At 28.8% G+C, this 16,589-nt stretch carries 22 protein-coding genes; 17 read left to right on the top strand and 5 right to left on the bottom strand.

Translation table 11 applies throughout. The features are described from left to right. Positions 1 to 12: 12 nt before the first annotated feature. The 5 genes from FDK22_RS12600 to FDK22_RS12580 all read right to left on the bottom strand — a co-directional run bounded on the left by FDK22_RS12600 (position 13) and on the right by FDK22_RS12580 (position 2,929). Complete coding sequence (locus FDK22_RS12600; RefSeq protein ID WP_138153331.1) at positions 13 to 255, bottom strand: hypothetical protein; 243 nt, start codon at positions 253 to 255, stop codon at positions 13 to 15. Between the two features lie 39 nt (positions 256 to 294). After that, entirely contained in the window at positions 295 to 1,554 is a 1,260-nt protein-coding gene (locus tag FDK22_RS12595) for a hypothetical protein (protein WP_138153330.1), read from the bottom strand. Continuing rightward, positions 1,539 to 1,793: a hypothetical protein gene (locus tag FDK22_RS12590; RefSeq protein ID WP_138153329.1), complete on the bottom strand. Its 255-nt coding sequence runs from the start codon at positions 1,791 to 1,793 to the stop codon at positions 1,539 to 1,541. The genes FDK22_RS12595 and FDK22_RS12590 overlap by 16 nt, the downstream gene beginning before the upstream one ends. Position 1,794: 1 nt before the next feature. Beyond that, a complete protein-coding gene (locus tag FDK22_RS12585; RefSeq protein ID WP_138153328.1) occupies positions 1,795 to 2,220 on the bottom strand; it encodes a hemerythrin domain-containing protein in 426 nt (141 codons plus the stop codon). 67 nt (positions 2,221 to 2,287) lie between these two features. Then, entirely contained in the window at positions 2,288 to 2,929 is a 642-nt protein-coding gene (locus FDK22_RS12580; RefSeq protein WP_138153327.1) for a Crp/Fnr family transcriptional regulator, read from the bottom strand. Positions 2,930 to 3,042: 113 nt separating this feature from the next. On the opposite strand from FDK22_RS12580, the gene FDK22_RS12575 reads away from it, so the two are divergent. The 17 genes from FDK22_RS12575 to FDK22_RS12495 all read left to right on the top strand — a co-directional run bounded on the left by FDK22_RS12575 (position 3,043) and on the right by FDK22_RS12495 (position 16,587). Further along, entirely contained in the window at positions 3,043 to 3,708 is a 666-nt protein-coding gene (locus FDK22_RS12575) for a Crp/Fnr family transcriptional regulator (RefSeq protein ID WP_138153326.1), read from the top strand. Then, a complete protein-coding gene (locus FDK22_RS12570) occupies positions 3,705 to 4,700 on the top strand; it encodes a type IV pili methyl-accepting chemotaxis transducer N-terminal domain-containing protein (protein WP_138153325.1) in 996 nt (331 codons plus the stop codon). The genes FDK22_RS12575 and FDK22_RS12570 overlap by 4 nt, the downstream gene beginning before the upstream one ends. Before the next feature lie 257 nt (positions 4,701 to 4,957). Continuing rightward, positions 4,958 to 7,765, top strand: a complete 2,808-nt coding sequence (gene napA, locus FDK22_RS12565) for a nitrate reductase catalytic subunit NapA (protein WP_138153324.1) — start codon at positions 4,958 to 4,960, stop codon at positions 7,763 to 7,765. Positions 7,766 to 7,804: 39 nt separating this feature from the next. After that, positions 7,805 to 8,599 (top strand): ferredoxin-type protein NapG, encoded by a 795-nt coding sequence (gene napG, locus FDK22_RS12560; protein ID WP_138153323.1) that lies wholly within the window; start codon positions 7,805 to 7,807, stop codon positions 8,597 to 8,599. Then, positions 8,592 to 9,416, top strand: a complete 825-nt coding sequence (napH, locus tag FDK22_RS12555; protein WP_138153322.1) for a quinol dehydrogenase ferredoxin subunit NapH — start codon at positions 8,592 to 8,594, stop codon at positions 9,414 to 9,416. Before napG ends, napH begins: the two co-directional genes overlap by 8 nt. Continuing rightward, on the top strand, positions 9,413 to 10,018 hold the full coding sequence (locus FDK22_RS12550; protein ID WP_138153321.1) for a nitrate reductase cytochrome c-type subunit: 606 nt from the start codon (positions 9,413 to 9,415) through the stop codon (positions 10,016 to 10,018). The genes napH and FDK22_RS12550 overlap by 4 nt, the downstream gene beginning before the upstream one ends. A 6-nt stretch (positions 10,019 to 10,024) precedes the next feature. Further along, positions 10,025 to 10,507 (top strand): ferredoxin-type protein NapF, encoded by a 483-nt coding sequence (locus FDK22_RS12545; RefSeq protein WP_138153320.1) that lies wholly within the window; start codon positions 10,025 to 10,027, stop codon positions 10,505 to 10,507. A 3-nt stretch (positions 10,508 to 10,510) separates the two neighbouring features. Then, on the top strand, positions 10,511 to 10,819 hold the full coding sequence (locus FDK22_RS12540; RefSeq protein ID WP_138153319.1) for a hypothetical protein: 309 nt from the start codon (positions 10,511 to 10,513) through the stop codon (positions 10,817 to 10,819). Continuing rightward, positions 10,812 to 11,759, top strand: a complete 948-nt coding sequence (locus FDK22_RS12535; RefSeq protein WP_138153318.1) for a WD40 repeat domain-containing protein — start codon at positions 10,812 to 10,814, stop codon at positions 11,757 to 11,759. Before FDK22_RS12540 ends, FDK22_RS12535 begins: the two co-directional genes overlap by 8 nt. Before the next feature lie 10 nt (positions 11,760 to 11,769). Next, positions 11,770 to 12,153, top strand: a complete 384-nt coding sequence (locus FDK22_RS12530) for a chaperone NapD (RefSeq protein WP_138153317.1) — start codon at positions 11,770 to 11,772, stop codon at positions 12,151 to 12,153. Positions 12,154 to 12,170: 17 nt separating this feature from the next. Further along, the gene (locus FDK22_RS12525; RefSeq protein ID WP_138153316.1) at positions 12,171 to 12,617 is read left to right on the top strand and encodes a PAS domain-containing protein; all 447 of its coding nucleotides are present in this window, start codon (positions 12,171 to 12,173) and stop codon (positions 12,615 to 12,617) included. A 106-nt stretch (positions 12,618 to 12,723) separates the two neighbouring features. After that, positions 12,724 to 13,440 carry a DUF4198 domain-containing protein gene (locus FDK22_RS12520; protein WP_138153315.1) on the top strand — a complete coding sequence of 239 codons (717 nt, stop codon included), beginning with the start codon at positions 12,724 to 12,726 and terminating at the stop codon, positions 13,438 to 13,440. 3 nt (positions 13,441 to 13,443) lie between these two features. Next, on the top strand, positions 13,444 to 14,046 hold the full coding sequence (gene cbiM / locus FDK22_RS12515) for a cobalt transporter CbiM (RefSeq protein ID WP_138153314.1): 603 nt from the start codon (positions 13,444 to 13,446) through the stop codon (positions 14,044 to 14,046). Next, positions 14,043 to 14,534, top strand: coding sequence for a hypothetical protein (locus tag FDK22_RS12510; protein ID WP_138153313.1), 492 nt, complete (start codon positions 14,043 to 14,045; stop codon positions 14,532 to 14,534). Before cbiM ends, FDK22_RS12510 begins: the two co-directional genes overlap by 4 nt. Before the next feature lie 7 nt (positions 14,535 to 14,541). After that, positions 14,542 to 15,186 (top strand): energy-coupling factor transporter transmembrane component T family protein, encoded by a 645-nt coding sequence (locus tag FDK22_RS12505; RefSeq protein ID WP_138153312.1) that lies wholly within the window; start codon positions 14,542 to 14,544, stop codon positions 15,184 to 15,186. Beyond that, positions 15,183 to 15,836: an energy-coupling factor ABC transporter ATP-binding protein gene (locus tag FDK22_RS12500; RefSeq protein ID WP_138153311.1), complete on the top strand. Its 654-nt coding sequence runs from the start codon at positions 15,183 to 15,185 to the stop codon at positions 15,834 to 15,836. Before FDK22_RS12505 ends, FDK22_RS12500 begins: the two co-directional genes overlap by 4 nt. A 52-nt stretch (positions 15,837 to 15,888) precedes the next feature. Next, entirely contained in the window at positions 15,889 to 16,587 is a 699-nt protein-coding gene (locus tag FDK22_RS12495; RefSeq protein WP_138153310.1) for an aspartate/glutamate racemase family protein, read from the top strand. Positions 16,588 to 16,589 lie beyond the last annotated feature (2 nt).

Below are 16,589 nucleotides of genomic sequence, written 5' to 3'. Positions count from 1 at the left end.
AATTCTCTACTTTTAGTCATAGGTATGATCCATATCAAAGTCTTCATTGTAGTTTTTTTGTTCAGGAATATTTTTTAAAGAGTTTTCATCAACTTTAAAACTATCTAAATCGTAGTTTTTCCCTTGATAAAATTTTTGTTCCTCTTTATATTTCTTTTCTTTTTCAATTTGTTTTTGAAGATTCTTTTCTTGTAAGTTATCATTAGCATAAGAGCCAATAATTAAAAAAGCTAAAATGAAAACTAATTTGTACATGTTAAATCCTTTATTGGGATAAAACAATTGTATACTAAATTAGTTTAGTATACTTTGACTTGTATCAAAATCTAAATAGACTTTAGCAGCTTTGAAAAGATTAAAAAATAAATATATATTTGATAGAGCAAAAACAACTGCTGCAAGTTTTAATAAAATTGAGTACTCAAAAATCAAAAATAATAGAAAAAATATAATTGCACCAAGGTGTAAAAAGAATTGTATCTCAATTTGTTTAGGTGGAATCATATCTCTAATTGTTGGTATATCAAAAAAACCTTTTGAGCTTAGATGAAACCATGCTAAAAAAGGAACTATTTTATATAACATTCCATTCATAATTGACATAATAAAACCAATTCCCCATAAGACTGCTAAAATCTCAATTTTAAGATTAAAAAAATCATAAATTATAAAATATAGTGAACCTAAAATTAGAAAAAACATACTTGTAAGATAGTAGTTAACTGATAAATCTTTTAATTTTCTTTTTCTACTTATAATAGTTTTTATTGTTTGATATGCAAAATATGAACAAATAAAAAATAAAGCAATTTTATAAAAAAATAAATCTTGAAGCCCTAATAATAAAGATATAGAAAATATAACTAACATAACTACTGTAAAATAGATTATAAATTTTTGTTTTGTTTTTTCAAATGGATTAGTTACCCAAAACATAGGAACAACTTGAAATGTAATAGAGGCAATTAATAAAAAGATAAATCCTACAAAAACAAAATTATAATGGATACTTGTAAAAAGAAAATATGATGCACTAATATTTTCTTTTGCATGGGAAATACCCATATAAATCCCAATAAATATAGCTAAAAGTGCAAAAAAAGTAGAAAAAATCATACCTTGAACAATAAAAGATTTTGGTTTTACTTTCATTAGTTCATATAAACAAATACCTAAAAAAACAACTGATGCTGTTAGTAATGATATTGATGAAATAAACAAAGCACTTTTTTCATAAAAATAAAAACCAAGAAAAAATGATATAACCCCTATTAATAGAAAACTATAAGTTGTATTTGCTACTATTTTTGGTTTTTTTATAACTGCTCCTGCAACTACTGGAAGCATTTGAAGTAATGCTCCAAATATAATCATCATCATAAATCCAATTGTTAAGATATGTACTAGTCCAATAGTTTGCCTTGCAAACATATTTAAGTCATCTAAAAAAAATACAATTATTCCAGCCAATGTTGCAAAAAGTGGAGCTGTTAAGAAAAATTTTAAAGGTGCTTCAAATGGTGGAGCTTGGTCTAGGCTTAATCCTGTATACATCTTTTTTGCTCCTCATAGAACTCTTCTTTAAATATATAGATTTCAACTTGATTGTTTTCTTCCATTGTTATATATTTAAAACCATTTTGATCTAAGATATTAAATAACATCATTGGTTGCATTCTATGGATCATTTTTATATAAGTTGTTTTAGATATATTTCCAAGGTTTTGAATAACCAAATTTAGTGGCTCTGGTGATTCAAGCATTGTACAATCAAGTAAAATCTCTTTTAACATTTTAAATCTCGTTCATTTTGTTTATAACTTCTTGTGAATCTAAAGCATTATCAACTAAGTTGTACATTATTTGTTCTTCTTTCATATTGTGTTGTTGAACTAAAAACATTAGATTTTCACTAAGACCTAAAAAAGAGTTTTTATCTTTTACTTGGATAGCACTTTTCATTTTATTTAATAAAGCTCTCATTTGATTGTGTTCCATTATCATAACTTGAGTTGGATTACAACCTTCACTTTGTGCCTCATTAAACATTGGGAACATAACTTTTTCTTCCATATCGAAGTGTTTTATCATATGCTCATGAAACTCTTCAAACATAGATATACCATTGTCAAAATTTCCTTGGTCAATCATATTTTCAAGATTAGCAAATTGTTCGTCACAAGCTCTGTGGTCATTTGTCATAAATTCATTTACATTCATATATCATCCTTTTTTTTAAGAATAATATATGAAAATATAAATAAATTCATTGATATAAATCAATGAATTAAAAGTCTAAGAATGTTTCTAATTTATCTTTATTTAGTATATTTCTATCTTTATCTAAGATATTTAAATCTTTAAGTTTTTTAAGAACTCTTGATAGAGTTTCTGGAGTCATATTTAACTCATTTGCCACTTCTTTATTTTTTTTCATAATAAAATCGTCAGTACGTTCAATTATATAGTGAGCAACTTTTGTTGTGGCATCAAAAATTAAACTTCTATTTAAAAGACCTTCCATTCCTCTGATTTTTCTTGTTAATGATTTAATTACATGAAAAGAGATGTCAGGATTAGCTTTTAAAAGTTTAACAAATTCCTCTTTTTTTATTAGAAGAAACTCACAATTATCCATAGCGACACAACTTGCAGGGAATTTAAAGTTTTCAATGGATGCCATTTCTGCTATCATAGTTGGAGCTGCAAAATTATGCAAAACTATCTCATTTCCTTTTGAATCAACTTTATAAACCTTTGCTACCCCATTATTTAGTAGATAAAAATATTTAGGTTCTTCTGTTTCATAGAAAATTATCTGGTCTTTATCAAAATTTTTTGTTATGGTGATTTGGGCTATTTTTTCTAATTCATTTTGTTCCAAGCCATTAAAAATTTCATGCTTTTGTAATCTATTTATTGTTTTCATTCAAGAAGTATATATACAGATTCCTTAAAATGTTATTCTGAAGTTGATATAAATCAATGATATTAAAAGTTTTTTTTTATACAATATCTGATGTTGGGAATACAGGGAGAAAAATGAAATTAGATGAGGCTATAAAAAGTATCAATCTCTTTTCACATATTAGTGAAGAGGAATTAAAGGTATTAAAAGAGATAAGTCATATTTCAAGATATGAAAAAGATTCAATTTTGTATTATGAAGCTGATACTACGGATAAATTATTGTTTCTATTAGAAGGTCAAATAAAAGTTTACAAAATTGATAAATATGATAATGAGATTTTTTTATATTATGTATATGCTAATACTATGATATCTGAACTTTCAAGTTTAGAGGAAAATCAAGTTAGGTGTTTCTCAAATGCAGAGTTTATAAAAGAGAGTACACTTTTATCAATTGATTATAAACAATTCAAAGAGAGTTTTTTATATCAAAATGAACTTGTAATGAAATTTGTTGAAGAATTAATATATAAAAATCAACAGCTCCAATGTATTATAAACAGAGAGTTGGTTTTTGATGCAACATCAAAGGTTGCATTTATGTTAATAAATGATTTAGATATGTTTAATGATTTAAAAAGAACAGAAGTATCACTTCTTTTACATATCCAACCTGAAACTTTATCAAGGGTTTTAAAAAGATTATCTAGAAATGGAACCATTGACATAGATAAGGGTAAGATAATAATAAATAATTATGATGAATTAAAAGGAATATATATGGGAGTTGGAATATGAAAACTCAAAGTGTAAGTAATAAAATAAAAGTTATAGGTGCATTATTGATGATAACAATATTTACAGTTATCTCTATTACAATACATCTTAATTACAAAAACACTAAAGATGCCTTGATTGTAAATATTGCAGGTAAACAAAGAATGCTTACTCAAAGAATTACTAAAAACATATATTTAATAAATCAAACAAAATCAAAAAATTTTACAGAGATGGATAAGGCAATTTCTCAATTTATCTTTGGACTAGCAACATTAAAAGATGGAAATAAAACTCTTAATATAGCAGAAGCACCTGTTAATAGTATCAAATCTCAAATTGAAAAAGTTCAAGTTTTATGGAATGTTTTTTATAAAAATTCTTTAGAGTTTAAAGAAGCAATTTTAAAAAATGATACACAAAAAATCAACTCATTATTACTTTACTTTAATGAAGCAAATAATGAATTACTATTTGAAGTAGATGAGATTGTTACCCTTTATACTAATTATATAGAGGAAAAAACTAATTTTATTAAAAATTTCCAATACACTGCTTTTGCCTTTTTATTTATATTCTCACTTTATTCTTTAATACAATTAAGACAAATACAAAGTCATGCAAATGAGTTTATTGAAAAAGCTAAAGAGATTGGAACTAAAAATATTAATGAGATGGCACCAATAAAAGTTGAAGGTGAAAAAGAGTTTGTTGAGATGGCAGATAACTTTAATCAATTTATCTCAAAAGTTTCAAGTGCAGTAAATTATTCACAAAATGCTTTAGAACAATCTAAACTAGCATCAGAAAAACTTGAAAGTTTAACCGATGAGTTTGATAATTTAATTAGTGAAATTGAAAATAAATCTGAAGTTATGAGTCAAATTGATAGAAGTGAAGATATAGTAATTGAATCAACCGAAGAGTTATTAAAATCAACAAAAAAATTACAAGATTTAAAAGCAGAATTAGATAAGTTATTGTCTAGTTGTAGTATTGATAAAAAAGCTTAAGAAAAAAAACCGATATTTGAAATTGGATAGAAAACATTATATCGGTTTTATTTTTACATAAATTATAGTCACTTTTTTTCTAAAAAAATTTGACTTAGGTCAATTTTCTTTCAAAAAAAATAATAGTTTCAATCTCCCATTTTATGGTATCTGTAAACAATAAAACTTTTTAAAAAATTTGACACAAGTCAAGAAATAAACCTTTACTTAATTGTTAGAATTACTTGTTTGAAAACAATTTCATTAAAGGAGAGGAAATGGCACTTTCAAGAAGAGATTTTCTAAAAAGTTCGGCAGCAGCTTCTGCAGCAGCAGCAGTTGGTATGTCAGTCCCAAGTAATTTACAAGCAGCTTCAAATCAAGCAGAAGCTGGTTGGCGATGGGACAAAGCAGCATGTAGATTTTGTGGTACAGGTTGTGGAATTATGATGGCAACGAAAAATGGACGAATCGTTGCAGTTAAAGGAGATCCAGCAGCACCAGTTAATAGAGGTCTTAACTGTATTAAAGGTTATTTTAATGCAAAAATTATGTATGGAGCAGATAGATTAAAAACTCCATTATTAAGAGTAAACGAAAAAGGTGAGTTTGATAAAAACGGTAAATTTGCACCTGTTTCATGGCAAAGAGCATTTGATGAGATGGAAGTTCACATCAAAAAAGCACTTAAAGCTAGCGGACCTGAGGGAGTAGGGGTATTTGCTTCTGGGCAATATACAGTTATGGAAGGTTATGCAGCACAAAAGATGATGAAAGGTGGATTTAGATCAAATGCTATTGATCCAAATGCAAGACACTGTATGGCATCTGCTGTTGTTGGTTTCTATCAAACATTTGGTATTGATGAACCATCTGGATGTTATGATGATATTGAGTTAACTGACACTGTAGTATCTTGGGGATCAAATATGGCTGAGATGCACCCAATTTTATGGTCAAGGGTAACTGATAGAAAATTATCTGATCCAAAAAACGTTAAAGTTGTAAATATTTCAACTTATAGACATAGAACTTCAGACTTAGCTGATATGGAGATTATCTTTACTCCAAACACAGACTTAGCTTTATGGAACTATATTGCAAGAGAGATTGTATATAACCACCCTGAAGCAATTGATTGGGATTTTGTTAAAAAACATATTGTTTTTGCAGCAAGCCCTGTTAATATGGGTTATGGTATGAGAAGAGAGGGTGAAAAATCACTTAAAGATGGTAAATATACAGCTGCTGAGATGGAAACAATCTCTAAAGAGATGAAAAAAATAGTTTCTGAAACAGAAGCTCCTGCACTAGCACCTTATGGATATAAAGCTGGAGATGAGATGGTTAATAAACCAGCTGGATTAAAACACTGGGAAATCTCTTTTGAAGAATACAAAAAATTCTTAGAGCCTTATACATTAGATTATGTTGCTAAAATCTCTAAAGGTAACCCTGATGAGTCACTAGAAGAGTTTAAACAAAAACTTCAAACATTAGCTTCTTTATATATTGAAAAATCTAGAAAAGTAGTATCTTTCTGGACTATGGGTATGAACCAACACACAAGAGGTACTTGGGTAAATACTTTAGCATATAATGTTCACTTTTTATTAAATAAACAAGCAAAACCAGGTTCTGGAGCATTCTCATTAACTGGTCAACCAAGTGCTTGTGGTACAGCAAGAGAAGTAGGAACTTTCTGTCACAGATTACCTGCTGATATGATGGTTGCAAATGGTAAACATAGAGAAATCGTTGAAAAAGCATGGAAAGTTCCATTAGGAACATTAAATCCAGTAGGAAATCAACATATTATGAAAATCCATAGAGATATTGAAGATGGTGTTATTAAATTTGCATGGGTAAATGTTTGTAATCCATATCAAGATACTGCAAGTGCAACTCACTGGATTAAAGCAGCAAGACAAATGGATAACTTTATCGTAACTTCAGATGGATATCCAGGAATTTCTGCAAAAGTTTCTGACCTTATTTTACCATCAGCAATGATTTATGAAAAATGGGGAGCATATGGAAATGCTGAAAGAAGAACTCAACACTGGAGACAACAAGTATTACCTGTAGGTGATGCAATGTCTGATACATGGCAATGGGTAGAACTTTCAAAAAGATTTACAGTTAAAGATTTATGGGGTGAATATACTCTAAGAAATGGTAAAAAACTTCCAAATGTAATAGCAGAAGCTAAAAAAATGGGATATGACGAAAACACTACAATGTTTGAAATTTTATATAAACAAGGTGGAGTTAAATATCCAAAAGATATGGAAGACCCAATCAATGTAGGTTTTGATGATACAGATGCATTAGGTGATAGTAGAAATGTTAAAGGAAGTGATGGAGAAGTTTGGAAAGGTTATGGTTTCCATATCCAAAAATATCTATTTGAAGAGTATGCAAACTTCGGAAGAGGGCATGCGCACGATTTAGCTGACTTTGATACATATCACAAAGTAAGAGGTTTAAAATGGCCAGTTGTTGATGGTAAAGAGACTCAATGGAGATTTAATACTAAATACGATCCATATGCAAAAAAATATGGAAAAGAAACAGGTCATACAGAGTTTGCATTCTATGGTACTTTAGCTAAAGCACTTGCACAAGGTGATTTAACAGGTATCAAAGATAAAACTAAAAAATCTTTAAAAAACAAAGCGAAGATTTTTGCTAGACCATATATGGATCCACCAGAAAAACCAGATGCTGAGTATCCAGTATGGATGAGTACAGGTAGAGTTTTAGAACACTGGCATAGTGGAACAATGACAATGAGAGTTCCAGAATTATATAGAGCAGTTCCAGAAGCATTATGTTATATGCATCCAGAAGATGCAAAAAAATATGGAGTTTCACAAGGTGGACTTTGCTGGGTTGAATCTAGACGTGGAAAAGTTAAAGCAAGAGTGGAAACTAGAGGAAGAAATAGACCTTCAAGAGGATTAGTATTTGTTCCTTGGTTTGATGAAAAAGTATTTATTAATAAAGTTTGTTTAGATGCTACTTGTCCGCAATCAAAACAAACAGACTTTAAAAAATGTGCAGTAAAGATTTACAAAGCGTAATATAGTAGATACTTTTAAGTAAATCAAAAAGAGAAAAAGATGAAAAAAGAACCAATTAGTGATAGAAGAAGATTCTTTTTAAATATAGCAAGGGCAACAGGTCTTGCTGTTCTTGGTGGTTTTGTTTGGAGTGCATATGTTGATGAGGTTACAGCTTCTCAACTAACACTAAGACCACCTGGAGCACTTAAAGAAGAGGATTTTCTAAAAACTTGTATCAAATGTGGTATGTGCGTTGAAGCGTGTCCTTTTGACACTCTTCAATTAGCAAAACCTGGAGATAACTTACCTCTTGGAACACCGTTTTTTACGCCAAGAGATATTCCATGTTATATGTGTCCAGATATACCATGTGTACCTGTTTGTCCAACGGATGCTTTAGATATTAAAAAAGTTTCAAGTGAAAATAGACTTAATATCAATAAAGCTCAAATGGGAACAGCAGTAGTTGATACAAAAAACTGTATCGCTTTTTGGGGAATTCAATGTGATGCTTGTTATAGAGCCTGTCCATTGATGGATGAAGCTATAAAATTAGAATATGAGAAAAATAGTAGAACAGGAAAACATGCATTTTTAAAACCAGTAGTTGATAGTGATGTATGTACAGGTTGTGGTCTTTGTGAACATGCCTGTGTAACTGAAAAAGCAGCAATCTTTGTATTACCAAGGGAAGTTGCTTTAGGTAAAGTGGGAGATCACTATATCAAAGGCTGGGATAAAGCTGATGAAAAAAGGCTTGAAAATGCAACAATGGAAACAACAACAACAGAACGAAGTAAAAGAAAAGCTGTTGATACATTAAATGATATGAAAGGACTTTTAGATGATTAAGAATAAATTTTTGATTCTAAGAAGAGTCGTTCAAATTAGTTTAATGGTACTGTATTTTGGTGCAAATGCATGGGGATGGAATATACTTATGGGGAACTTAAGTTCTTCTTTAATATTTGGTTTTATTCCAATGAGTGATCCATATGCAGTGTTACAAATGTTTGTTGCCGGGGCAATAATTGCAAATAATATTTTCTTAGGATTATTAATAGCAGTTTTATTTTATGGGATTATTGGAGGACGAGCATTTTGTTCTTGGGTATGTCCAGTTAATATGATTACTGATTTAGCAAATTACTTAAGAAGAAAACTTGGATTTAATCAAATTCAAAAGAAACAACCTGCAAGTAGAAGTATGCGGTACTGGGTTATTGCAATTTCACTTGTAATCTCTTTTGCCTTTGGAATAACGGCATTTGAATTTGTTTCTCCTGTTTCTATGGTTCATAGAGGGATAATTTTTGGCATGGGCTTTGGATGGGCTGCAATTGTAGTTATCTTTCTTTTTGATCTTTTTGTTTTAAAGAATGGATGGTGTGGTCATATCTGTCCTATTGGTGGTGTTTACTCAATAATAGGTAGATTTAGCCTAATAAGAGTTGACTACGAAGAGGAAAAGTGTACTTTATGTATGAAGTGTAAAGAGGTTTGTCCTGAGGTTCAAGTACTTTCTATGGTTGGTAAAAAATCTGAACAAGTACTTTCTGGGGAGTGTACAAATTGCGCAAGATGCATAGAAGTATGTGATGATGACGCACTTAATTTTTCAATTCGAGATTTAATAAAAAATAAAAATAGCAAAGGAGAATTAGCATGAGACTAATTACTAAAATAGGTTTAGGTATTGTTTCTGCTTCAGTTTTATTTGTAGCTGGATGTGCTGCAGCTCAACAGACTGTTAGTGAAGAATCACTAGGACTTAGAAAAGTTGATTTATATAGTGAAAATACAGTAACACCTGAAGAAACAAAATATTCACAAGCAGTAGCTGGGACTAGTACAAAAATTGTTAGAGCATTTCAAGATGCTCCACCTATGATTCCTCATAGTACAGAAGGTATGTTGCCAATTACAGTTGACAATAACCAATGTGTAAGTTGTCATACGCCAGGAGTTGCGGAGACATTAAATGCATTACCATATCCAAAGTCACATATGACAAATTTTAGACCAACTCATAAATTTGATGGTAAAAAATTTGAGAAATCTATTGACAATATGAAAAATGAGATTGCAATTTCTGAAATGCAAACATTGGCGGGTGCAAGATTTAACTGTTCTCAATGTCATGCTCCTCAAAGTGAAGGTCAGTTAGTTGAAAATACTTTCCAAGCTGAATATACTTCAAAAGATGGAGCTTCAAAATCTTCTTGGGAAGGTACAAGCCTTACTGAAGGTTTAGATACTTTAATGAAATAGATTATTATGGAAAGAAGAGAACTTTTTGGTTCTCTTTTTCCTTCAAGAAAAGAGGAAAAAGAGACCGTAATTAGACCACCATATTATAAAGATTTAGATTCTTTTGACAAAGAGTGTATAGAATGTGTTGATAAACCATGTATCACTATTTGTCAAGAGAATATTATTGTTTTAGATGAAAAACAAACACCTATAATAGATTTTTCAAAGGGGGGATGCACTTATTGCGATGAGTGTGCAAACGTATGCCCAAGTGAGGTTTTAAGCCTTGATGAAAAAAAGTATATTATTGCAGAGTTGGAAATAGAGATGTTACAATGTTTAAGTTGGAATAATACAATGTGTTTTTCTTGCAAAGACCCATGTTTGGACGATGCAATAGAGTTTATTGGAATGTTTAGACCAAGTATAAATCAAGAAAAATGTACAAGTTGTGGCTTTTGTGTAAGTGTATGTCCAACAAATGCAATAAAAATAAAGAGGAGTTAGTAGATGGCTGTTAAATTTATATCACACGTAGATGAAAAAAATCCAGGGGATTGGTTTATAGAATTAACTGATACTTTAGGCGAAAAAACAGTAACTTGCAATGATTTAGAAGAATACAAAAAAAATATTGAAATTATGGGTGAAGACTATGCAAACGATATAGAAGTAGTTTGGACAAAATCAAAAACATTAAGTCCTGTAAGTTATCAAGATTTAAATGATAAAATGGCTGTTTTACAAAAAGAGTACGAAGAAGAGATTAATAAAATCAACGGACAACAAGATGATACAGGCTTCAATCCGAATGCATAAAATCTTTATTGTTATAGGGGCTTTATTTATAAATTTATTTGCAATGGAGGATTTAGAACCTTCTAAAATATTTAAAGCTAGTGGAACTGTACAATCTATAGTTTATAAAAACAATAATTTATATGCAGGTACTAGTGAAGGAAAAGTTGAAGTTTTTGATACTTTTACAGCTGAAAAAATAAAAGAGATAAATATTCCTGAGATTAAAGATTTTATGGGAGATATAATCCCTGCAAAAATATATTCTATAGATTTAATTGATAATAAACTATTAATAGTATCCCAAGGTATGAAAGGTTATAGAAATATTTTTATTTATGAAAATGAGAACTTAAAAAAAGTGATTGATATAGATAAAAAGTATTTTATTCAAAAAGCAAACTTTATCTCAAAAGATAAAATAGTTTTTGCTTTACTTAGTAATCAAATTGGAATATATGATTTAAAAAAAGAAAAACTAGATTATCTTATACAAGTTAGTGCTTCATCATTTTCTGATTTTTCTTTGAGTGAAGATAAAAAGGTTTTAGTTACAACTGATGAGAGTGGAATTGTTAGAAAAATAAAAGTTGAGAATGCTCAAATTTTTGGTGAAAATAAAAATAAAAACTTAGATAAAGTTTATCAAATAGATTACAAAAATGGTGTTATTTTAACAGCGGGACAAGATAGACAAGCCGTTGTTTACAAAGATTTTACAGATTATTCAATGAGGTTTGATTTTTTACTTTATAGTTGTGGTTTAAGTCCAAAGGCAAAACTTGGTGGTATTGCTTATAATGAAAAAAATGAAGTCTTAATATTTGATGTTAATACAAAAGAAAAATTATATAATCTTAAGGGACAAAAAGCTACTTTAACGCAAATTTTATTTAAAAATAAAGATGAAGTTTTTGTAAGTAGTGATGATTCAAGTATAAACTATTTTAAATTGAAATAAGGAGAAAACAATGAATGTATCTAGTATTGTAGTACAAACTTTACCAAAATATCTTGATGAGGTGGTTGAAAGTTTAAAACAGTGTGAAGCTTGTGATTATCATTTACATGATGAAAAGGGTAGAATCATTGTTACTATTGAAGGTAGTGGAGTTAAAGAGGAACTTGAAAAGTTAAGAGTTATTGAAGCAATTCCCCATGTGGCAAGTGCAGATATGCAAATGGCATATAGTGAAGATGAATTAGATGAACATATTGAAGTTTTAGAAAATGCAGATTTAGTTCCTAAAATGTTAAATGATGAAAATATTGACCCAAATAAGATAATGTATAGAGGTGATTTAAAAAGAAAAAACCTTGAAGGCTTTGCAGAAGAGTTTGATAAAATTGATTAATATTAAAGGTTTTTAAGATGAAAGAATATTCTGAAAGCGAATTTTTAATTGAGACAATTGTTCCTGAAGATGAACTAATTGTTTCAAGAACTGATTTAAGTGGAAAAATTACATATGCAAATGAGACTTTTGCAAGTATTAGTGGATATGAAGTTGATGAATTAATTGGTAAACCACACAATCTAGTAAGACATCCTGATATGCCAAAAAGAATATTTAAAGAGATGTGGTCGAAACTAGAATCTGAACAAAAATGGCAAGGGTATGTTAAAAATCTTAGAAAAGATAAAGGTTTTTATTGGGTTTATGCCAGTGTAAGTGGTGTTTATAAAGATGGTAAACTAGTAGAATATAAATCTATTAGGTTTCCAATACCCTATGAAGAAAAGGTTTTTTATCAAAAAAAATATGATGAAATGAGAAACATAGATGGAGAAAATATTAGAACCGTTATATATAAATAGTAAATAACTATTCATATTGGTTCTAAAAATACATAAGTTATCAAAATATTTATTGTTATATAAAAGCTTCAATCATATAATTTCCTAAATTTATTTAGGAGTAATAATGAAAAAACTGATTTTAGCAACACTTTTAGCTGTTTGTGCTAATGCACATTTCTTAACTTTTTTATCTAACACAGATAATATTCAATCAAAAGAGCAATCAACTTTAAAATTTGATGCAATGTTTATTCATCCCTTTGAACAAACTGGTATGACTATGGTTAAACCTAAAGGTATATTTTTAGGTGATGAAAAATTACCATTAAAAGAGACTAAAAAGCTTGAGCACAAAGCATGGAGCAGTGAGTATAAAGTAAAAAAACCAGGTGTTTATAAATTTCATGCAGTTCCTGAAGCATATTTTGAACCTGCTGAAGAAAAATATATTATTCATGTACCAAAATTAATAATTAGTGCATTTGGTTTAGAAGATGGCTGGGATGAACCACTTGGTCTAAAATATGAGATTATTCCATTGACAAAACCTTTTGGTCTTTATTCTGGAAACCTTTTCCAAGGTAAAGTTTTACATAATGGAAAACCAGCAGCTAATGTTGAAGTAGAAGTTGAACTTTACAATGAATTTGGTCTTAAAGCACCAAGTGATGCACATATTACTCAAGTTGTTAAAACTGATGATAATGGAGTATTTTCATTTGTTATGAATCATAAAGGTTGGTGGGGATTCGCAGCTTTAATTGAAGAGGGTGAAAAGGAATTTCAAGGTAAAATGTATCCAATTGAAAATGGTGCACTTATGTGGGTAAAGGTTTATTAAAAAATGCATATCTCAGATGGAATATTATCAAGTGATGTAGTTATTGCAACTTCTATAATCTCTTTAGGTTTAGTTGCTCTATCACTAAAAAATCTAAAAAATAAAAATATTGCCTTAATCTCTGCAATGAGTGCAATATTTTTTATAGCTTCATTTGTACATATTCCATTAGGACCTACACAAATTCATTTGGTTTTAATTGGTGTTATTGGAATTCTTCTTGGAAGTGGAGTTTTTCTTGCAATTGCAATTGCTCTTTTATTGCAAGCAACCCTATTAGGATATGGAGGATTAAGCTCATTAGGAGCAAATCTAATTATTATGGCACTTCCTGCTTTTTTAATATATCTTTTGACTAAAAGTGGAATATTAAATTTTTTGAATGAAAAAATAAAATATTTTGTAATTGGTTTTTTATCTGTATTTCTTGCAACAATATTTTTATGCCTGATATTAGTTTTTGCAAAACAAGAGTATTTACTTGCAGCTTATACAATTATTTTAGCAAATATCCCAGCAATGGTTATAGAGGGTTTAGTAACATTGTTTTTAATAAATTATTTAAAAAAGAGTGTCCCTAATATTTTAAAAGAGGCAGGATTATGAGAACTATTTTATTGATGTTTGTATTTATAAATTTTTTATTTGCACATAAATTAAATCTATTTTTAAACCAAGAGGGTAATAGTGTTTTTGCTAGTGCATATTTTGCAAGTGGAAGTTTTTGTAAAAATTGTGATTTAGAAGTAAAAGATGAAAATGGTAAGCTGCTTGAAAGTGGCAAAACAGATTCAAAGGGTGAATATCTAATCTCAAAATTATCTTCAACTATTATAGTTGAAGTTAAAACACAAGAGGGGCATGGGGCATCTTCTTCATTGATTTTAAATGATTTAAAAAAAGAAGAACCAATTGTTAGTAATACCAATGAAAAACCTAATGAATTAGAAATACTTAAAGAAGAAAATGCAAGATTAAAATCTGAAGTTAAGATGCTTAGAGAAAAAACAGAACAAAATGAAATTTTAAAAATGATTTTTGCTCTATTTGTTATTGCAGGAGTTTTCTTTTTATTAAAAAAAATAAAAAGATAGAAATATTATGAATAGATTCAACTCATCAATACTATTAATATGTGCTTTTTTGTACTCAATTTTTATTAGTTTTAATCAAGTCGAATTATTATATGTTCTACCTATATTTTTTGTGACTTTTTGTGAATATAAATCTCTTTTTAGTATTATAAAAAAACTGATTTTTCTTAACTTATTTATCCTAATGATATTTGTCGTTTTACTTATTCAAGATAGTTTTGAAGAGGCTATAAATATCTATATTAGAACAAATATGATTGTATTTTTTAATCTTTTACTTTTTTCACAATCAAGTGGTTATGATATTGTTAGAGCTTTAAATGAATTAAGATTTCCTAAAAAAGTAGTAAGTTCAGTTTATTTTACACTTAAAATGATACAAACTTTAAATGATGAACTTAAAAAAATAAAAATGACTTTAAGGGCAAGGGGGTTTAGGGCCAATTCATCTATGTTTACCTATGAAACCTATGGAAATCTGTTTGGGCATATTTTTGTAAAATCAATAATTAAAGCAAATGCCTTACAGGATTCTTTCGAATTAAGGGGTTTTGGTGGAAGGATTTATTTAATAAATAATTCTAAACTTTCTTATTATGATGTAATTTTATTATTCTTAGTTTGTATGCTTTATGTAAAGGTATTTGTATGAGTTGTTCTATAAATTTAAAAAATATAAGTTATGAAACTTCAACAAAAGAGGTTTTTAAAGATGTTACTTTAAATGTTTCCCATGAAGAAAAGGTTGCAATAGTTGGCTCTAATGGAAGTGGTAAAAGTTCACTTTTAAAAATCCTTGCAGGATTAATCCCTCCAAAAGAGGGTGAGATTTTTTTATTCCATGATAAGATGAACTCAAAAAAAGATTTTAGAGCTTATAGGGGTGATATTGGATATCTACCTCAAGATGTAAGTGATCATTTTTTATGTCCAACAGTTATAGAGGATGTTATGTTTGCTTTAAGGGCAAAGGGTGTAAAAAAAGATGAGGCTTATGAAAACTCAATTAAAATGCTTGAAGAGTTAGGAATATTACACTTAGAAAATAGAAATATTTATGATTTAAGTGGAGGGGAACAAAAAATTGTAGCCCTTGCAGGAATACTAATTACAAAACCAAAAATTATTTTACTTGATGAGCCTACAAATGCCTTAGATGAAGATGCAGAAATAAGAATAATTAATATTCTAAACTCTATAAAAAAATCAATGGTAATTGTATCTCACCATAAAACTTTTATTGAAAAGTTAACACCAACAATTTATAAATTAAAAAATAATGGCTTAGAAAAGATAAGTTAATATTTAATATAATCTTTACAACTTACATAAAGTTTTAAAGGTTAAACAAAATATGAAAAAAATAGGTATGCTAGGTGGCATGAGTTGGGAGAGTACTTCAACTTATTATAAACTTTTAAATGAAGAGATTAAACATAGACTTGGTGGTTTACATAGTGCTAAAATAATACTTTCAAGTGTTGATTTTGAAGAGATAGAAAAATTCCAACACAGTTCACTTTGGGAAGAAACAGCTGAAATTTTATCAAATGAAGCCAAAGCAGTGGAAAATGCAAAGGCTGATTTTCTTATTATTTGTACAAATACAATGCATAAAGTAGCACCTCAAATTGAAGAAAATATAAATATTCCTATTTTACATATTGCAGATTGTACAGCACAAGCTTTACTAAAAGATGGTATCAAAAAAGTTGCCCTTTTAGGAACAAAATTTACTATGACAGAAGATTTTTATAAAAATAGAATTGAAGAAAAATATAAAATTGAAGTAGTAGTTCCAAATGAAGATGAACAAGATTTAATTCATGAAGTTATATACAAAGAGTTGTGTTTAGGTAAATGTGTTAAAAAATCTAGGGATGAATATATAAAAATCATCAAAAGATTAGAAAAAGATTATGATTGTGAAGGTGTAATTTTAGGATGCACAGAAATCTCAATGTTAATAAAACAAGGTTATGTTGATATCCCTATTTATGATACTACAAAACTGCATGTTTTAAGTGCTGTAGACTATGCTTTGAAAAAATAAAG

It is taken from the genome of Arcobacter arenosus (genome assembly GCF_005771535.1).
Classification (GTDB): Bacteria; Campylobacterota; Campylobacteria; order Campylobacterales; family Arcobacteraceae; genus Halarcobacter; species Halarcobacter arenosus.
Note: the sequence above shows the minus strand (reverse complement) of the source record. Positions and strands in the feature narration are given on the sequence as shown.

What these genes read in the sequence shown, in the direction of transcription:
- FDK22_RS12505 (WP_138153312.1), top strand. Translation starts at nt 14,542, where the DNA reads ATGAATAGATTCAACTCATCAATACTATTAATATGTGCTTTTTTGTAC.
- FDK22_RS12520 (WP_138153315.1), top strand. Translation starts at nt 12,724, where the DNA reads ATGAAAAAACTGATTTTAGCAACACTTTTAGCTGTTTGTGCTAATGCA.
- FDK22_RS12575 (WP_138153326.1), top strand. Translation starts at nt 3,043, where the DNA reads ATGAAATTAGATGAGGCTATAAAAAGTATCAATCTCTTTTCACATATT.
- FDK22_RS12530 (WP_138153317.1), top strand. Translation starts at nt 11,770, where the DNA reads ATGAATGTATCTAGTATTGTAGTACAAACTTTACCAAAATATCTTGAT.
- FDK22_RS12595 (WP_138153330.1), bottom strand. Translation starts at nt 1,554, where the DNA reads ATGTATACAGGATTAAGCCTAGACCAAGCTCCACCATTTGAAGCACCT.
- napG (WP_138153323.1), top strand. Translation starts at nt 7,805, where the DNA reads ATGAAAAAAGAACCAATTAGTGATAGAAGAAGATTCTTTTTAAATATA.
- cbiM (WP_138153314.1), top strand. Translation starts at nt 13,444, where the DNA reads ATGCATATCTCAGATGGAATATTATCAAGTGATGTAGTTATTGCAACT.
- FDK22_RS12540 (WP_138153319.1), top strand. Translation starts at nt 10,511, where the DNA reads ATGGCTGTTAAATTTATATCACACGTAGATGAAAAAAATCCAGGGGAT.
- napH (WP_138153322.1), top strand. Translation starts at nt 8,592, where the DNA reads ATGATTAAGAATAAATTTTTGATTCTAAGAAGAGTCGTTCAAATTAGT.
- FDK22_RS12580 (WP_138153327.1), bottom strand. Translation starts at nt 2,929, where the DNA reads ATGAAAACAATAAATAGATTACAAAAGCATGAAATTTTTAATGGCTTG.
- FDK22_RS12550 (WP_138153321.1), top strand. Translation starts at nt 9,413, where the DNA reads ATGAGACTAATTACTAAAATAGGTTTAGGTATTGTTTCTGCTTCAGTT.
- FDK22_RS12500 (WP_138153311.1), top strand. Translation starts at nt 15,183, where the DNA reads ATGAGTTGTTCTATAAATTTAAAAAATATAAGTTATGAAACTTCAACA.
- FDK22_RS12545 (WP_138153320.1), top strand. Translation starts at nt 10,025, where the DNA reads ATGGAAAGAAGAGAACTTTTTGGTTCTCTTTTTCCTTCAAGAAAAGAG.
- FDK22_RS12570 (WP_138153325.1), top strand. Translation starts at nt 3,705, where the DNA reads ATGAAAACTCAAAGTGTAAGTAATAAAATAAAAGTTATAGGTGCATTA.
- FDK22_RS12585 (WP_138153328.1), bottom strand. Translation starts at nt 2,220, where the DNA reads ATGAATGTAAATGAATTTATGACAAATGACCACAGAGCTTGTGACGAA.
- FDK22_RS12525 (WP_138153316.1), top strand. Translation starts at nt 12,171, where the DNA reads ATGAAAGAATATTCTGAAAGCGAATTTTTAATTGAGACAATTGTTCCT.
- FDK22_RS12590 (WP_138153329.1), bottom strand. Translation starts at nt 1,793, where the DNA reads ATGTTAAAAGAGATTTTACTTGATTGTACAATGCTTGAATCACCAGAG.
- napA (WP_138153324.1), top strand. Translation starts at nt 4,958, where the DNA reads ATGGCACTTTCAAGAAGAGATTTTCTAAAAAGTTCGGCAGCAGCTTCT.
- FDK22_RS12600 (WP_138153331.1), bottom strand. Translation starts at nt 255, where the DNA reads ATGTACAAATTAGTTTTCATTTTAGCTTTTTTAATTATTGGCTCTTAT.
- FDK22_RS12495 (WP_138153310.1), top strand. Translation starts at nt 15,889, where the DNA reads ATGAAAAAAATAGGTATGCTAGGTGGCATGAGTTGGGAGAGTACTTCA.
- FDK22_RS12510 (WP_138153313.1), top strand. Translation starts at nt 14,043, where the DNA reads ATGAGAACTATTTTATTGATGTTTGTATTTATAAATTTTTTATTTGCA.
- FDK22_RS12535 (WP_138153318.1), top strand. Translation starts at nt 10,812, where the DNA reads ATGCATAAAATCTTTATTGTTATAGGGGCTTTATTTATAAATTTATTT.